At 73.2% G+C, this 15,291-nt stretch carries 15 protein-coding genes; 5 read left to right on the forward strand and 10 right to left on the reverse strand.

What is annotated here, in order from left to right; translation table 11 throughout:
- Positions 1-148: 148 nt before the first annotated feature.
- The 4 genes from recD2 to Cco03nite_RS22695 all read right to left on the reverse strand — a co-directional run bounded on the left by recD2 (position 149) and on the right by Cco03nite_RS22695 (position 4,603).
- Positions 149-2,404, reverse strand: a complete 2,256-nt coding sequence (gene recD2, locus Cco03nite_RS22680; protein ID WP_373314301.1) for an SF1B family DNA helicase RecD2 — start codon at positions 2,402-2,404, stop codon at positions 149-151.
- Positions 2,405-2,483: 79 nt separating this feature from the next.
- Positions 2,484-3,863, reverse strand: a complete 1,380-nt coding sequence (locus tag Cco03nite_RS22685; RefSeq protein ID WP_203694187.1) for an FAD-binding oxidoreductase — start codon at positions 3,861-3,863, stop codon at positions 2,484-2,486.
- Between the two features lie 117 nt (positions 3,864-3,980).
- Positions 3,981-4,301 carry a hypothetical protein gene (locus Cco03nite_RS22690; protein WP_239167579.1) on the reverse strand — a complete coding sequence of 107 codons (321 nt, stop codon included), beginning with the start codon at positions 4,299-4,301 and terminating at the stop codon, positions 3,981-3,983.
- The gene (locus Cco03nite_RS22695) at positions 4,295-4,603 is read right to left on the reverse strand and encodes a hypothetical protein (RefSeq protein WP_203694188.1); all 309 of its coding nucleotides are present in this window, start codon (positions 4,601-4,603) and stop codon (positions 4,295-4,297) included. The genes Cco03nite_RS22690 and Cco03nite_RS22695 overlap by 7 nt, the downstream gene beginning before the upstream one ends.
- Positions 4,604-4,752: 149 nt before the next feature.
- Here Cco03nite_RS22695 and Cco03nite_RS22700 point away from each other — a divergent pair, with 149 nt between their 5' ends.
- Positions 4,753-7,563 (forward strand): helix-turn-helix transcriptional regulator, encoded by a 2,811-nt coding sequence (locus Cco03nite_RS22700; RefSeq protein ID WP_203694189.1) that lies wholly within the window; start codon positions 4,753-4,755, stop codon positions 7,561-7,563.
- Between the two features lie 12 nt (positions 7,564-7,575).
- Here Cco03nite_RS22700 and Cco03nite_RS22705 read toward each other — a convergent pair whose 3' ends face one another.
- A complete protein-coding gene (locus Cco03nite_RS22705; protein ID WP_203694190.1) occupies positions 7,576-8,772 on the reverse strand; it encodes an LCP family protein in 1,197 nt (398 codons plus the stop codon).
- 158 nt (positions 8,773-8,930) lie between these two features.
- Between Cco03nite_RS22705 and Cco03nite_RS22710 the strand changes: the two genes are divergently transcribed.
- Positions 8,931-9,137: a CsbD family protein gene (locus Cco03nite_RS22710; RefSeq protein WP_203694191.1), complete on the forward strand. Its 207-nt coding sequence runs from the start codon at positions 8,931-8,933 to the stop codon at positions 9,135-9,137.
- Positions 9,138-9,250: 113 nt separating this feature from the next.
- Here the strand turns inward: Cco03nite_RS22710 and Cco03nite_RS22715 are convergent, their stop codons facing one another.
- Positions 9,251-9,433, reverse strand: a complete 183-nt coding sequence (locus Cco03nite_RS22715; RefSeq protein ID WP_203694192.1) for a hypothetical protein — start codon at positions 9,431-9,433, stop codon at positions 9,251-9,253.
- A gap of 130 nt (positions 9,434-9,563) precedes the next feature.
- Between Cco03nite_RS22715 and Cco03nite_RS22720 the strand changes: the two genes are divergently transcribed.
- Together Cco03nite_RS22720 and Cco03nite_RS22725 are read left to right on the forward strand one after the other, a co-directional pair.
- Positions 9,564-9,953, forward strand: a complete 390-nt coding sequence (locus Cco03nite_RS22720) for a hypothetical protein (protein ID WP_203694193.1) — start codon at positions 9,564-9,566, stop codon at positions 9,951-9,953.
- Between the two features lie 75 nt (positions 9,954-10,028).
- The gene (locus Cco03nite_RS22725; RefSeq protein ID WP_203694194.1) at positions 10,029-10,184 is read left to right on the forward strand and encodes a DUF6131 family protein; all 156 of its coding nucleotides are present in this window, start codon (positions 10,029-10,031) and stop codon (positions 10,182-10,184) included.
- A 64-nt stretch (positions 10,185-10,248) separates the two neighbouring features.
- Here Cco03nite_RS22725 and Cco03nite_RS22730 read toward each other — a convergent pair whose 3' ends face one another.
- Positions 10,249-11,346, reverse strand: coding sequence for a hypothetical protein (locus Cco03nite_RS22730; RefSeq protein WP_203694195.1), 1,098 nt, complete (start codon positions 11,344-11,346; stop codon positions 10,249-10,251).
- Positions 11,347-11,514: 168 nt separating this feature from the next.
- Positions 11,515-11,958, reverse strand: a complete 444-nt coding sequence (locus Cco03nite_RS22735) for a hypothetical protein (RefSeq protein WP_203694196.1) — start codon at positions 11,956-11,958, stop codon at positions 11,515-11,517.
- Positions 11,959-12,111: 153 nt separating this feature from the next.
- Between Cco03nite_RS22735 and Cco03nite_RS22740 the strand changes: the two genes are divergently transcribed.
- A complete protein-coding gene (locus tag Cco03nite_RS22740; protein WP_203694197.1) occupies positions 12,112-12,738 on the forward strand; it encodes a TetR/AcrR family transcriptional regulator in 627 nt (208 codons plus the stop codon).
- 96 nt (positions 12,739-12,834) lie between these two features.
- Here Cco03nite_RS22740 and Cco03nite_RS22745 read toward each other — a convergent pair whose 3' ends face one another.
- Both Cco03nite_RS22745 and Cco03nite_RS22750 read right to left on the reverse strand, forming a co-directional pair.
- Positions 12,835-13,704 (reverse strand): diacylglycerol/lipid kinase family protein, encoded by an 870-nt coding sequence (locus Cco03nite_RS22745; protein WP_203694198.1) that lies wholly within the window; start codon positions 13,702-13,704, stop codon positions 12,835-12,837.
- Entirely contained in the window at positions 13,704-15,275 is a 1,572-nt protein-coding gene (locus Cco03nite_RS22750) for an FAD-binding oxidoreductase (protein ID WP_203694217.1), read from the reverse strand. Before Cco03nite_RS22750 ends, Cco03nite_RS22745 begins: the two co-directional genes overlap by 1 nt.
- Positions 15,276-15,291: the final 16 nt, after the last annotated feature.

The following is a 15,291-nucleotide window of genomic DNA, read 5'->3' on the forward strand; positions in this document are numbered from 1 at the left end:
CCGTTCGCCATCGGCGTACCCGCCGCCGGGCTCACGGGACACGCCCAGGCCCGGGGGTCGGGCCGTGCCGCGCCGCGCCAGTCGCGTCGTGCCAATCGCGCCATGCCGGTCGCGCCATGCCCGTTCGGCGGCCAAGATCGTCGCTGGGTCAGGAGGGTGGGATGAGGCGGTGGTCGAGGGCGGTGTGGCGGCGGCCCGCGCCGAGGGTGCGTACGGCGACCGCGAGCGCCCGGGTGGAACCGGCGAGCACGACCAGCTTCTTGGCCCGGGTGATCGCGGTGTAGAGCAGGTTGCGCTGCAGCATCATCCAGGCGCTGGTGGTCAGCGGCACGACCACGGCCGGATACTCCGAGCCCTGCGAGCGGTGGATGCTGATGGCGTACGCGTGGACCAGCTCGTCGAGCTCGTCGAAGCCGTACTCGACGTCCTCGTCCTCGTCGGTGCGCACGATCAGCTTGTGGTCGTCGGGGGCCATGCCGGTGACCACGCCGACGGTGCCGTTGAACACCCCGGCCGCGCCCTTGTCGTAGTTGTTGCGGATCTGGGTGACCTTGTCGCCGACCCGGTAGACCCGCCCGCCGTAGCGGCGCTCGGGCCGGCCCTCGACCGCCGGGGTCAGCGCCTGCTGGAGCAGCTGGTTGAGGTTGCCCGCGCCGGCCGGGCCACGGTGCATCGGGGTGAGCACCTGGATGTCGCGGCGCGCGTCGAGGCCGAACTTCTTCGGGATGCGCTGCGACACCAGGTCCACGACCAGGGGCGCGGTCGCCTCGCTGTCGTCGCACTCGAAGAAGAAGAAATCGGGGAAGCCTTTGAGCTGCGGGAACTCCCCGGCGTTGACGCGGTGCGCGTTGACCACGACACCGGACTGCTGCGCCTGGCGGAAGATCTGGGTCAGCCGTACGCGGGGCACGACGTCGGCGTTGAGCAGGTCCCGCAGCACCTCGCCGGCCCCGACCGAGGGCAGCTGGTCGACGTCGCCGACCAGCAGCAGGTGCGCCCCGGGCGCGACGGCCTTGACCAGCTTGTTGGCGAGGATCAGGTCGAGCATGGAGGCCTCGTCGACGACGACCAGGTCCGCGTCCAGCGGGTTGTCCCGGTCGTAGCTGGGGTCGCCGCCGGGCTGGAGTTTCAGCAGCCGGTGCACGGTGGTGGCCTCGTGGCCGGTCAGCTCGGCGAGCCGTTTCGCGGCGCGGCCGGTCGGCGCGGCCAGCACGATCTTCGCGCGCTTGGCGCGGGCCAGCTCGACGATCGAGCGTACGGTGAAGCTCTTGCCGCAGCCCGGACCGCCGGTGAGCACCGCGACCCGCTCGGTGAGCGCGAGCCGCACCGCCTGCTCCTGCTCGGGGGCCAGCTCGTGGCCGGTGCGGGCCTTCAACCAGGCCAGGGCCTTGGTCCAGTCGACGCCGTCGAACGCGGCCAGCCGGTCCCGCGAGGTGTTGAGCAGGCTCAGCAGGCTGCCGGCGAGACCACGCTCGGCGCGGTGGAACGGCACCAGGTAGATCGCGGGCACCGGTCCGTCGGCGCCGGGCACGTCCTCGCGGACCACGCCCTCCTCGTCGATCAACTCGCGCAGGCAGGTCGTGATGAGGTCGGCGGGCACGCCCAGGTCGTTGCCGTCCTTGTCGGTGACGGCGAGGATCTTCGCGGCGGCGGTGGTGAGGTTCGGGGCGGGCAGGAAGCAGTGGCCGTTGTCGGCGGCCTCGCTGAGGGTGTGCTGCAGGCCGGCCTTGACGCGCTGCGGGCTGTCGTACGCGATGCCGACCGCGCGGGCGATGGTGTCGGCGGTGCGGAAGCCGATCCCCCACACGTCGGCGGCCAGCCGGTACGGCTCCTCGCGGACGACGGTGATCGAGCCGTCGCCGTACTGCTTGTAGATGCGCACCGCGAGCGAGGTGGACACGCCCACGCCCTGCAGGAAGATCATGACCTCTTTGATCGCCTGCTGCTCCAGCCAGGCCGCGGCGATCAGCTTGGTGCGCTTCGGGCCCAGTTTCGGCACCTCGATCAGGCGCTGCGGCTCCTCCTCGATGATCCGCAGCGTGTCCACGCCGAAGTGCGCCACGATGCGCTCGGCCAGCCGCGGGCCGATGCCCTTGACCAGGCCGGAGCCGAGGTAGCGCTCGATGCCGACGATGGTCGCGGGCAGCACCGTCGTGTAGTTCCACACCTCGAACTGGCGGCCGTACCGCGGGTGGGAGGTCCACCGGCCGGTCAGCCGCAGGCTCTCCCCCGGCTGCGCGCCCAGCAGCGCGCCGACCACGGTGAGCAGGTCGTTGCCGGATTTCTCGGTCGCCACCCGGGCGATGGTGTAGCCGGTCTCCTCGTTGGCGTAGGTGATCCGCTCCAGCACGGCCTCCAGCACGACACCCGGTGGGCGGGCGGGCGCGCCCGCGGGCGGCGACAGCTGCGCGGTCATGCCGACATATTGCCGTAGCGGTGTGTCACCCGCCCGTCCCCGACCCCGGCGGGCGAGAACTCGCAGGTCAGCGTTCGGGGCGGATGTTGCAGTTCAGGTGGAAGGTGTTGTCGGGGTCGTAGGTGGCTTTGATCCGGGCGAGGCGGCGGTAGTTGTCCAGGCCGTAGGAGGCGACGACGCGCTCCTGCCCCTCCTGGCCGATGAAGTTGCTGTAGACCGCGCCGGTGGACCAGGGCTTGACGTCGGCGCGCAGGTCGCGGGCCCAGCGGATGGCGCGGTCGTCGTCGGCGGAGTCGGTCCACAGGCCGAGCGGGTGGACGACCCAGGGGGCGCGCCGCCACGGGACCGGGTAGGCGGTCGGGCCCGCGGCGACCGCGCCGCCGTACGGGAAGAGCACGTGCTGGGACGGGGACGGGACGACCATGTCCTCGGCTCGTGCGCAGAACAGGTCGATCGCCTTGTCGGGCAGGGTGTCCAGGTGCTCGGCCGACCAGTAGTTGCGGTAGCCGGGCGGGTCGTCGAACATGCACTGCAGCTCGGCGTACGGCACCTCGGCGATCAGCTCGCCCTCGTGGCCCAGCCGCAGCAGCGGCTCGATCACCCGGCGCGCCTGGGCCAGGTCACCGGCGTACGTGACGAGCATGGCGCAGGTCAGCTTGCCGACGAGGTGCGCGGGTGTGAAGGGCTCGGCCGGACCGGTGAGGTAGATGACGCCGCCGCCGACCTCCTCGGGCGCGTTCTCCATGAAGTCGCGGTAGGCCCGGGTCACCTCGGGTCCGGCCTCCGGCGGCCAGAGCAGCAGCGCCGCCGAGGCGGTCGGCAGCGGGTACAGGCGCAGCGTCAGCGAGGTGACGACGCCGAAGTTGCCGCCGCCGCCGTGCAGCGCCCAGAACAGGTCCGGGTGGCTCTCCTCACTGGCCACGACGGTGTTGCCGTCGGCGGTGACCAGTTCGGCGGCGACCAGGTTGTCGCAGGCGAGCCCGAACTTGCGCTCCAGCCAGCCGGAGCCGCCGCCGAGCGTGAAGCCGCCGACGCCGGTCGTGGACACCCGGCCGCCGGTGGTGGCCAGGTCGAAGGGCTGGGTGGCGCGGTCCAGGTGGCTCATGGTCGCGCCGCCGCCGATGCGCACGACCCGACGCTGCGGGTCCACCGTCGCCTGGTTCATCCGGCGCAGGTCGATGACGAGGCCGCCGTCGGTCGACGCGGTGCCCGCCACGCCGTGGCCGCCGCCGCGCACCGCGATCTCCAGGCCCTGCTCGCGGCCGAACTCGATCGCCCGGGACACGTCCGCGCCGGTGGCGCACTGGGCGATCACGCTGGGCCGCTTGGCGATCAGCACGTTGAACAGGGTCCGCGCGTCGGCATACGCCGCGTCGTCCGGCCCGATCACGGACCCGGCGAAGCCGGACCGCAGATCGGCCACCGCCGTCGCTCCGAGGACGGTCATGAGAACTCCCCACGCAGGTAGACGGCACACCAGGGGTCCGCAGTCCAGCGTAATGAGGCTCGGGACGAGCCACCGCGAAAAGAGAGTTCTCGTCCTGCCGCCCGCGCGAGCGGCCGGTCAGCAGAACCAGCCGTCCTGCACCCAGCCGTTGCGGTTGACGTGGCCGTAGGCGAACCCGTAGATGTATCCGCCCTGCCGGGGGCCCTTGACCAGGAAGGTCTGGCCCGCGTACAGGGTGCCCATCCAGGCGCCGAGCGGCTCGGTGCGGACGAACAGCGATTCGGCGCAGACGGTCTCCCGCACGCCGACGGTCCCGTTGGCCGCCTGGGCGGCGGACGGGACGGCCAGCAGGGCGAGGGCGGTCGCGACCGCGGCGGCCCCGCGCAGGGTCCTGGTCAGGGTCCTGGTCAGGGTCCTGGTCAGGGTCCCGGTCACCATGAGTCGTACCCTCCGATGCACTCGATCCGCATGTAGCCCCAGTCGTTGGGCCCGAAGTCGAAGGTCGCCGCCCAGCCGTTGTAGACCGGGTGCGCGCCGGGGGTGTGGCCGATCTTGTTGCCGTACTCCAGCACGCGCTTGAGGCCGTGCGGCCCGGACGCCGAGTCGTAGTTGTCGTAGAAGCTGGCGCTCTGGCAGACGTTGATCGCGTGCCGGGGCACGACGACGGCCTGCGCAGGGCTCGCGGTGGCGAGCAGAACCACGGCTACCAGGGACGCGACCACGCTTGCGGAAATCCGCATATCCACTCTCTTCATTCGATGGCGATCGAGGACAAGCTATCAACGGTGAAGTTTCTGCACAAGATTCGACAGACGGCTGAAACTTTCCTTTGCACGGTGATCCGGACTTTCGCGGTCATGAGGCACGTCGCGCTCATTAGGCTCAGGGCATGGCGCCGGTCTCTCCGGTTTTCGTGGGCCGGCAGGCCGAGACGGCGCGCCTGCACGCGCTAGCGCGGCAGGCGGCGGGCGGGCACGGCGTGGCGGTGCTGGTCGAGGGCGAGCCGGGCATCGGCAAGACGTCGCTGCTGGACCGGGTCGCGACGGACTGCGCCGGCCTCGGCCTGCGGCTGCTCACGGGCGCGGCCGAGGACCTGGAGCAGCAGCTGCCGTTCTCGGCGATCGCCAACTGTCTGGGCATCGGCGCGGCCACCAGCGATCCCGAGCTGGCCCGGGTCTCCGGGCTGCTGCGCGGCGAGCAGGCCTTCACTCGCAGCCTGGCCGCGGCCAACCACGACTTCGTGATAACCGAGGCGATCCTCGACCTGTTCGACGAGTGGTTCGCGCAGGGCCCGGTCGCGCTGCTGCTCGACGACGCGCAGTGGGCCGACCCGCAGAGCCTCGTCGTGGCGCACCGGCTGGGCCGGGGCATCGAGCAGCAGCCGATGCTGCTGGTCGTCGCCACCCGGTCCGCGCCTCGGGGCGGGGCGGTCGACGCCCTGGAGCGCAGCCTCGTCGCCCGTGGCGGGCACGTGATCGAGCTGGCGCCGCTGCCGCCGGACGAGGTCGCCGTGCTCGCCCACGACCTGCTGCGCACCGACGCCGGCCCCCGGCTGAGCAGGCTGCTCGGCACCGCCGGCGGCAACCCGATGTACATCACCGAGCTGCTGGCCGAGCTGGCCGAGGAGGGCGCGCTCGCCGACCGGGACGGCCGGATGGAGCTGGTGTGGGACACCGACGAGCTGGCCGAGGGCTGGGTGCCGCCGCCGCTGGCGGAGGTGATCCTGCACCGGCTCGGTTTCCTGCCGCCCGCCGTACGCGACGCGCTGCAGACCGCCGCCGTGTTCGGGCGCGCCGTCGAGCTGACCGAGCTGTCGCAGGTGCTGGGCCGCCCGGTGGCCGAGCTGGCCGACGTCGCCGCCAGCGCGGTCGAGGCGGGCATCCTCACCGACACCGGCACCCGGCTGGAGTTCCGGCAGCCGCTCATCCGGGAGGCGCTCGCGGCCCGGGTGCCGCCCTCGGCGCGGGCGGCGCTGCACCGGCGGGCGGCGCAGGCGCTCGACGCCGACGGCGCGGGTGTGGAACGGATCGCCGAGCACGTGATGGCCGGGGAGGGCGTCGACGACCGGACGACGGAGTGGCTGATCGACGTGGCCGACCCGCTCACCGCCCGCGCGCCCGAGCTGGCCGTGGAGCTGCTGCAGCGGGCCCTGCCGGGCGCGCCCCGGCGGCAGGCGGCCAGGCTGCGCCTGCAGCTGATCCGGGCGCTGCTCTGGCGGGGCGCGAACGCCGAGGCGGAGCGGCTGGCCCGCGACGCCGTCGCCACGGGCGACGATCCCGCCTGCGACGGGGAGCTGCGCTGGCTGCTCGCGCAGACCTGCTACCGCCGCGGTCACCTGCGGGAATCGCTGGAGGTCATCGAGCAGGCGCTGACCGAGCCGGGGCTCAGCGCGACCGAGCGCGGGCGCTTCCACGGCTTCGCGGCCGTCTGCCTGTTCTTCCTGACCCGCTTCGAGGAGGCGCGGGCCGCCGCGCGCCGGGCGGTGCGGGCCGGCGAGGCGACCGGCGACGCGCGCTGCACCGGGATCGGCGACTTCGCCCTGGCCATGACGCTGGCCGTGGACGGCGACCTGGAGCAGGCGCTGGTCGTCAACGACCGTGCGTTCGCCTCGCTCACCGAGGGGGTGCAGCCGGACCTCCAGGTCGACCCGTACACGCTGCGCGGGATGTGCCTGCTGGAGCTGGACCGGCTGGCCGAGGCCGAGCGGGCGCTGTCGGCCGCGATCGCCGCCAACCGGGAGTCCGGCGGGGCGTACCTGCCGATCGCCCACACGCTGCGGGCGCGGCTGCTGTTCCTGGACGGCCGCTGGGACGACGCGCTGGTCGAGATCGAGACCGCCGCCGAGCTGCCCGACCTGCTCGGCAGCGCGGTTCGGCTGCGCGGCATGGCCGACCTGATCGCGGTGCACCGCGGGGCGACCGTCGACCCGCCCGCAGGGACGGGCACGTCCTACCCGCACCACTTCAGCCGCTGGGCCCGGGCGCTGTGCGTGGAGTCCCAGCAGGGTCCGGCGGCCGCCTTCGAACTGCTGGCCCCGGCCTGGGACAAAGCGCACGGGCTTGAACCGCGGCGGCTGGTGTACCGCGTGTGCGCCGACCTGGCCCGGCTGGCGGTCGCCGCGGGTGACCGGGACCGGGCCGGTGCGCTGGCCCGGGACGTGGACGCGCTGCTGGCCCGGCGCGCCCACCCGAGTCTCGCCGCGACCGCGAAGCTGTGCCACGGCCTCGCCGCCGACGACGCGGAGCTGCTGCTGGCCGCGGCCGCGGACTACCGCGAGGCGGGTTGGCCGCTCTACGAGGGCAACGCGTACGAGAACGCCGCCGAGGCGCTGGCCCGCCAGGACCACCCGGCACGGGCCCGCCGGGCCCTGGACAAGGCGCTGGAGCGGTACGGCGCGCTGGACGCGACCGCCGACGCCGCCCGCGCCGAGGCCCGGCTGCGCGCGGCAGGAGTACGCCGGGGCGTACGCGGCCCGCGCAAGCGCCCCAAGCACGGCTGGGAGGCGCTCACCGCGACCGAGCAGCGCGTCGTCGCGCTGGTCGCGTCGGGCCTGTCCAACCCGGACATCGCCGCGCAGATGTTCCTGTCCCGGCGCACCGTGCAGTCGCACGTGTCCAGCATCCTCGGCAAGCTCGAACTCAGCTCGCGGGTCGAACTGGCGGTGCAGGCCGCCGAGCGCGGCACCGTCCAGGCGGGCTGACCGGGCGGCGGTTCACCGCCGGTTCGCGGCCGCCGGGCTGTCGATCGGCGGTTCGAGGTCCGACGCGTCGCCGATGACGGCCTCGGGGTGGGCCGCGACGTACTCGTCCAGGGTGCCGTTCGCGGCCGCCTGGAACATCAGCAGCGTCTGCGGGCTGAGCGCCTGGGTGCCCTTGACCTTGGCCCGGTTGTACATGCCGTTGTTCGTCTTGAGCATCACCAGGTCGCCCGGGGTCAGGCCGCGCAGCGTCCAGATGTAGTCGAACAGGTCGGCGTGGCCGGTGTCGAGCTTCAGCGTGCTGCCCGCGGCCTTGAGCAGCGAGTTGATTTTGATCGGGTTGGTGATGATCCCGGCCGAGGTCACCTTGTCGCCGATCGCTTTCAGCAGCTGCTGCTGGTGGCGCTGCCGGTCGTAGTCGCCGTACGGGCCGCTCTTGCGCTGGCGCACGTAGTCCAGCGCCTCCCAGCCTTCCATGTCACGGCAGCCGACGTGGTGCACGTAGGTGTTGGGCAGGAACACCCCGGACTTCTTGCCGTAGGCGTACTTCGGCTTGCCGTCGACCACGACGAAGTGGTCCGAGCGGGTCTCCTGGTCGACGCACATGTGCACGCCGTCCAGCTCGTCGACGACGTTCTTGAACGCGTCGAAGTCGACCACGGCGACGCCGTCGAACTTCAGGCCGGTCAGCTCGTGCACCATGTTCGCGGTCAGCGCGGCCCCGCCCTGCCAGCCCTGCCCGTTGCGCGAGCCGTACGTGTAGGCGGCGTTGGCCCTGGTCCGCGCTCCGTAGAAGTTGGCCTTCGGGTACGCCGGGATGTGCACCAGGGCGTCGCGCGGGATGGACATCAGGTAGGCCCGGTCATGCCCGGCGGGCACGTGCAGCATGATGATCGTGTCGGCCCGCCCGCTGCCCTCGACCCAGCCCTCGCGGGTGTCCAGCCCGAGCAGCAGGACGTCGATCGCGCCGCGTAGCGTGCGCCCCTCGACCGCGGGCTCCTTGCGCGCCTCCCCCTCCAGCACCGAACCGGTCTCCACCGCGCTGGTCAGGCTGTGCAGGTAGGACTGGGTGACCATGGCGCCGCCGAAGCCGAGCGCCAGCACGAGCACCATCACGCCGAGCATCAGCACCGCCCACACCGGCAGCCGCCGGCGGCGGGGCCGGAGCGGGGCGATGTCGGGCAGGCCGCGGGGGCTTTCGAGCAGGGTCATCTGTCTCTCCGTGCCGGGGGTCTCCTGGCGAAGGACCATACCAGCCACTAACCGGTCATTAGCGAGTTTTGTCTCGTTCGCACACCTCGGGAGGTTTCAGACCGGCTGGGCTGGGTACCTCGACGGTAGAGATATCCGCTATCTCGGAGGAGTTCGACATGGGTATCAAGGACAAAGTCAGCAATGAGGCCGAGAACATGAAGGGCAAGGCCGAAGAGGTCGCCGGCAAGATGACCGACAACGAGCGCCTCGAGGCCGAGGGCAAGATGGACCAGGCCTCGGCGAAGGCGAAGAAGGCCGGCGAGAAGGCCAAGGACTCCATGAGCGACGCCAAGGACGCGGCCAAGGACGCCATCCGCCGGTAGTCGTTGCCGCCCATGACAGTGCCACCCATACAGCGCCGCCCCGCGATCGGATCACGGGGCGGCGCTTCGTGGCCGGTGCTGTCGGTGGCCGGTGCTGTCGGCGCTGTCGCTGCTCAGTGTTCGGAGCCGGAGAACGGTTCGGGCGGGTTGCGGGGATCGCGGTGTTCCTCGGTCAGCCGCTCGGTGTCCTCGTGCCGGCGCTGCTCGTCGCGGTGCGCCTCGTCCCGGGTGTGCTCCAGGTCGGTTCCGCCCGCCGGCTCGATCGGCTCGTACTCCTCGGGGCTGTGATCGGTCATGCCGGACTGCATACCCGCGCCACGGCCTGCACAAACGCCTGCGGCGGCGACACCGGGTGTATCCTGATCATCTCGGCGACATCTCGTGTTGTGCCCGCCGCGGGCCTATCGCGACCCTATGATCGGGGTCATGACAGTCAGTGAGCAGCTCACTACGGCTAGCGATGAGGAGCGGGCGGACCTACGCGCCGAGCTGATCACTCTGCTCGACCGCTGGCAGGCCTGGCGCAACGACCCCGCGTACCCCGGCACCGGCCGGGTCGGACCGGCCTGGCAGGCGGGCCTCGACCGGGCCATCGCCGACACCCGGGAGTCCGTGCACGCGCTCCCGCCGGACCACGACCCCAGCGCGCTGGCCGACCTGACCCAGCCCCTGCTGAGCACCTTCTGGGCGCACCGCCCCGGCCCGATGGCCGAGGTCGTCACCCAGGTGGCGATGCTGCGGCTGCGGGCGGTGGCCATGCACGGCCGGGTCGCCCGGCGGCTGGCCCAGGAGCCGGTGGGCACCGCCGCTAGCTGATCGTCCGGTTTAGCTCCCCCGACCGCCGGGTACCTCAACGGCGATGGGGAGCGTTCCTCGAGTGGGGAGACCGAAGTGCTGATTCTGGGCCTGATTCTGTTGCTGCTGGGATATTTCCTCCACATCAGCATCCTGTGGACGATCGGCTTGATCCTGCTGATCGTCGGCGCGATCCTCTGGATCCTGGGAGCAGTGGGCCGCCCCGTGGGCGGGCGACGGCATTATTGGTGACAGGCTGTGACATACGGCGAAAGGGGCGCCCTGGGGCGCCCCTTTCGCCGTATGTGTGGGAGGGCTACTCCCCGGCCGCGGCGCCCGGCCGGGCCGACGCGGTCAGCACGATCGCCAGCAGCAGGCCGGCCAGCGCCTGCACCACCGGGATGCCGGTGTACAGCTCGGGCAGCGCCCGCGCCGCGAGCACCCCCGACGGCCCGTCAGGCGAGGCGAACAGGAAACCGATCGCCAGATAGACCGCCCAGGTGAACAGTCCGGCCAGCGCGGCGACGGCCCACAGCCTGCCCCGGTCGCCCGGCGCGGGACGCAGCCACAGCACCGCCAGGTCGGTGAGCACACCGGCGACCAGCAGGCCGCCGATGAGTTCGAGGTTGCCGAATCCGGTGATGGCGGCGCAGAGCGCGCCGATGACCGCGTAGACGACGGTGACGCTGCCGGGCGGCAGCGCCCAGCGGCGGGCCAGGGTCAGGATCGGCAGGATCAGCACCAGGTTGGTGACCAGGATCGAGGTGGCCATGTCGGAGCTGAGCCGCTCGTCCTCGTTGGCGAGCGAGAGCATGATCCGGCCGGGCGAGTACACCAGCGCGTTCGCGTACTGCAGGAACAGCAGCACCAGCGTGGCCGCCAGGGCGATGGACAGCACCGCCGGGAGCAGCCCCAGCAGCCCGCGGGCCGGGTCGGTGCGGCGCGCCCACGCCGTGCGCAGCGGCGTCGTCACGATGACCAGCATCGAGGCGACCAGGCCCAGGTGGGTGGGGCTGAACAGGATGTCGATGGTCTGCTCGACCCCGAACACCACGTGCCACAGCATGTCGCCGAGGCCCGCCAGGGCGAACCCGCCGATCGCGAACACCGCCGGCGGGTAACCGGCCGGCATGGCGCGCAGGTCGGGCAGCCGCCCGCCGCGGAACGCGGCCCGGCAGGTCCACAGGATCCAGCCCGCGGTGACGATGAAGCCCCAGTAGAAGACCGCGTGCCAGGGGGTGAAGAACGTCTCCAGCTCGGGCACGTTGTTGTGCGCCCAGGCGTCGACCATCAGGCCGATGGTGAACCAGGTGCCCAGCAGCACGGTCACCAGGTCCGTGCGGTAGGACGTCACCGGCCGGTCCGGATCGGAGGCCGTTGCGGGGGCGTCCTGTGCGGGTGCGGTGCTGACCATGCGGATCCCCATCCTGCCGTACGCAGACTCGTGGCGGGACAAAGGATATCGCCGACGATCACCGCGCGCCGACCGCAGGAGTGCACCCGATCGCCGGCAGCTGCTGTCGACGCGGCTCAGCGCGGAGAGCGGGCGGCTCGCCGACCGGCAGCCGCCCGCCGGGCAGGATCAGGGGGTCGCGGTGGGCGCGGCCGAGGCGGTGGGCAGCGGCGTGCCGCCGTTCGGCAGCGTCTTCGGGGGCAGCGGCCAGGGCATCGGCTGCCCGTCCAGGCCCCGCTGGCGCAGCCGCTCCAGCAGCTGCCGCTTCAGCTCCCCGTCCCGCAGCCGCTCGGGGCGCATCCGCTCGTCGCGGTCGCGCTTGCCGCCCCAGGGACCGCGGTCGCCGCGATCGGCGCGGTCGAAGTCGTGGCCGTGGTGGCCGCCGTGGTGGCCGGCCATCAGGCCGACCGCGAGGCCGAGACCGCCGCAGGTCACGCCGCCGAGCAGGAACGCGATCAGCACCGCGGCCAGCGTCCCCCCGGACGGCCGGGACCAGGTGCGGGTGCGCGGCGCGGGCGTCGGGTCCGGTTCGGAGGTGTCGTCGTCGACCGGCTGCTGCGGCTCGGTGGTCATGCGGGGCTCCCAAGCTGAGGGGGTACGGCTGAGGGGGTACGGGCTGAGGGGGTACGGGCTGAGGGGGTACGGGCTGAGGGGGTACGGCGGGCCGGGTACCACTGTGACACCGTCGAGCGCCGGGCGGTAGCCGGGCGTGGTACACATGGGCCGGTGGACGCTGAGGAGGAGCCGGGTGGGCGGCGCGTGGAGGACCTCGTGCTCGACGCCGCCCGGGACTGCGTGCTCGCGTACGGGGTGCGCCGCACGACGGTGACCGATGTGGCGCGCCGGGCCGGGGTGTCCCGGATGTCGGTGTACCGCCGCTGGCCCGACGTGCAGAGCCTGGTCGCCGACCTGATGAGCCGCGAGTGGCACCGCGTGATCGTGGACGCGGCGCGGCAGGCCGCCGCGGCCGACGGCCCGTTGCGGGCCCGCCTGGTGACGCAGTCGGTGACCGCCGCCGCGACGTTGCGCGTCCACCCGCTGCTCCGCAAGATCCTGGAAGTGGACCCCGAGATCCTGCTGCCGTACATGCTGGACCGGCGCGGGGCGGGGCAGGAGGAGATGCTCGGCTTCCTGGTCGAGATGATCGCGGCGGGGCAGGCCGAGGGTTCGGTTCGCGGCGGGGACCCGGCCCGGCTGGCCCGCGCCGTGCTGCTGACCGCGCAGTCCTTCGTGCTGTCCGTCGCCACCGTCACCGACGGCCACACCCCGTCCGACCTGGACGACGAACTGACCCTCCTGCTCGACCGCTACCTGTCCCCGCTCCCTCCCGCCGCGCCGCCGCGCCCCTCATAGACGGCCCCTCATAGACGGTGGCCTATCACGTCGACTGGACAGCAGATCAAACTCGATGTAATAGGCCAACGTCTATGGCGAACGGGGTGTGGCGTGTCAGGGTGGTGCGAGGATCGACAGGGCGGCGGGGAGGACCCGTACGCGTAGCTCGCCGAGCGTGGTGAGCGGGTCGCCGTCGGCGTAGGCGGGCACCGGTCGGTCGGCGGCCACGGTGACCATGGCGCCGCGCAGGACGGTGACCCCCGGGCGGCGTACGTGGACCCCGCTCCGCATCTCGCGCAGGACCAGCGGGAACAGCAGTTTGGACACGCCGCCGAGCACGATCACGTCGAGCAGCCCGTCGTCCACGACGGCGTCGGGCGCGACGTGCAGCCCGCCGCCGTAGTAGCCCGAGTTCGCCACCACCACCGAGTACGCCCGCGCCGACAGCTCGCGCCCGTCGACCTCCAGCCGGTAGCCGGTGGGCCGCCAGCCGAGCAGCGCCCGCGCCCCGGCCAGCGGGTAGACCAGCCCGGCCGGGGTGAACCGGGCGCGGTTGGCGCGCTCGTTGGCCGCCGCGTCCACACCGGCGTACACGCTGCCCAGCACGGTCTCGCCGCCCGCGTCGAGCACGTCGATCCGGCGCGGCTCGCCGTGCAGCAGCAGCTCGGCGACGTCCTCGGCGCGGTGCGGCAGGCCGAGCTGCCGGGCCAGGTCGTTGCCGCGCCCGGCGGGCACGACGCCGAGCACGCCGCCGGTGCCCGAAAGCGCCGCGCCGAGGCAGCGCAGCGTGCCGTCACCCCCGGCGGCGAGCACCACCTCCCCGTCGGCGGCACAGCGCCGGGCGACCTCGCGGGCCTGCCCGACACCGCCGGTGTACTCGACGCGCACCCGTGCCCCGCCCGCGCGCAGCAGTTGCGCGACCGGCATCAGCCGGGCCAGTCCCCGGCGCGCGGCCGGGCCCACCACCGCCGTGAACGACCGCATCAGGGCACCAGACGGTGCTCTACCAGGACGCCGGGGTTGAGCACTCCGGCCGGGTCCAGCTCTCGCTTGACGGCCCGCAGCACGTCCACGCCGAGCGGGCCGATCTCCTGGGCGAACCAGTCGCGGTGCTCGGTGCCGACGCCGTGGTGGTGGCTGATGGTCCCGCCGGCCGCGATGATCGCGTCGTTGGCCGCCGCCTTGGCCCGCTGCCACCGCGCCACCGGCTCGTCGCCGTACGCGGTGACGACGGTGAAGTAGAGGGAGGCCCCGGTCTCGTAGACGTGCGAGACGTGGCACAGCACCATCGACGGCACGGGCAGCGCCGCGAACAGGGCTTCGCGCACGGCCTCGTACAGGCCGGGCAGCGCGGACCAGAACGCCGCGGTCTCCAGCGTCTCGGCGAACGCGCCCGCGTCGAGCAGCGCGTCCCGCAGGTACGGCGCGTCGAACCGGTGCGCGGCCCACTGCTCCCCCGGCTCCGGGCCCAGCTCCTGCCCGCCGCACTCGCGCAGCACCGCCGCGGTCTGCGCGACGGCGTGCCCGACGGACGCGCCCTCGTGGCCGACCACGAGCAGGCAGCCGCCGTCGCCGCGGCCCCGCCCGGCCGCCCCGAGCATGGTCTCCACCTCGTCGGACAGCCGCAGCACGGTCGGCCGGGGGCCGTCCTGGGCCAGCCGCCGCGCGGCCGCGACGCCGTCGGCGAAGGACTCGAAGCGCCAGCCCTCGTAGTGCCGTTCGGCGGCGAGCGGGCGGACCCGTACGGTCACGTCGGTGATCACCCCGAACGCGCCCTCCGAGCCGAGGAACAGCCGGCGCAGGTCGGGCCCGGCCGACGAGGCGGGGGCCCGGCCGGTGCTGATCGTGCCGCGCGGGGTGGCCACGGTCAGGCCGACGACCATGTCGTCGAAGCGGCCGTAGCCCGCCGAGGCCTGCCCGGACGAGCGGGTGGCGGCGAAGCCGCCGATGGTGGCGTACTCGTAGGACTGCGGGACGTGGCCGAGGGTGAAGCCGTGCTCGGCCAGCAGCTCGTCGGCGCGCGGCGCGGGCAGCCCGGCCTGCAGCACCGCGGTGCGCGACACCGGGTCGACCGCGACCAGCCGGTCCAGGCGGCGCAGGTCGAGCGTGACGTGGCCGTCGGCTTCGGGGGTGAGCCCGCCGACGACCGAGGTGCCGCCGCCGAACGGCACCACCGCGAGCCGGTGCTCGGCGCACACGGCCAGCACGGCCAGCACCTGGTCGTGGTCGGCGGGGGCGACCACGGCGGCGGGCAGCGCGGGCAGCTCGCCCGTGCGCTGGTGGAACAGGTCGGGAGTGGACTTGCCCGACGCGTGCAGCGCCCGCTCGGCCGCCTCGGTGCTGACGTGCTCCGCGCCGACGACCGCGACCAGCGCGGCGAGGGCCGGCTCGGCGAGGGCGGGGGCCGGGGCGGCGACGGCGTCCAGTGCGGTCGCCGGTCCGGGCGGGGTCACGTCGAAGACCTGTTTCAGCAGCCCTGCCACGGCCTCGGGCAGCGGCTTCGCGTGTTCCGGTGTGCCCCAGCGCGCCCAGCTCGCGCGCCGCTCTTCCCGCATCGCATCCATGTGTGAC

This window comes from Catellatospora coxensis, assembly GCF_016862635.1.
Taxonomy (GTDB): Bacteria; Actinomycetota; Actinomycetes; order Mycobacteriales; family Micromonosporaceae; genus Catellatospora; species Catellatospora coxensis.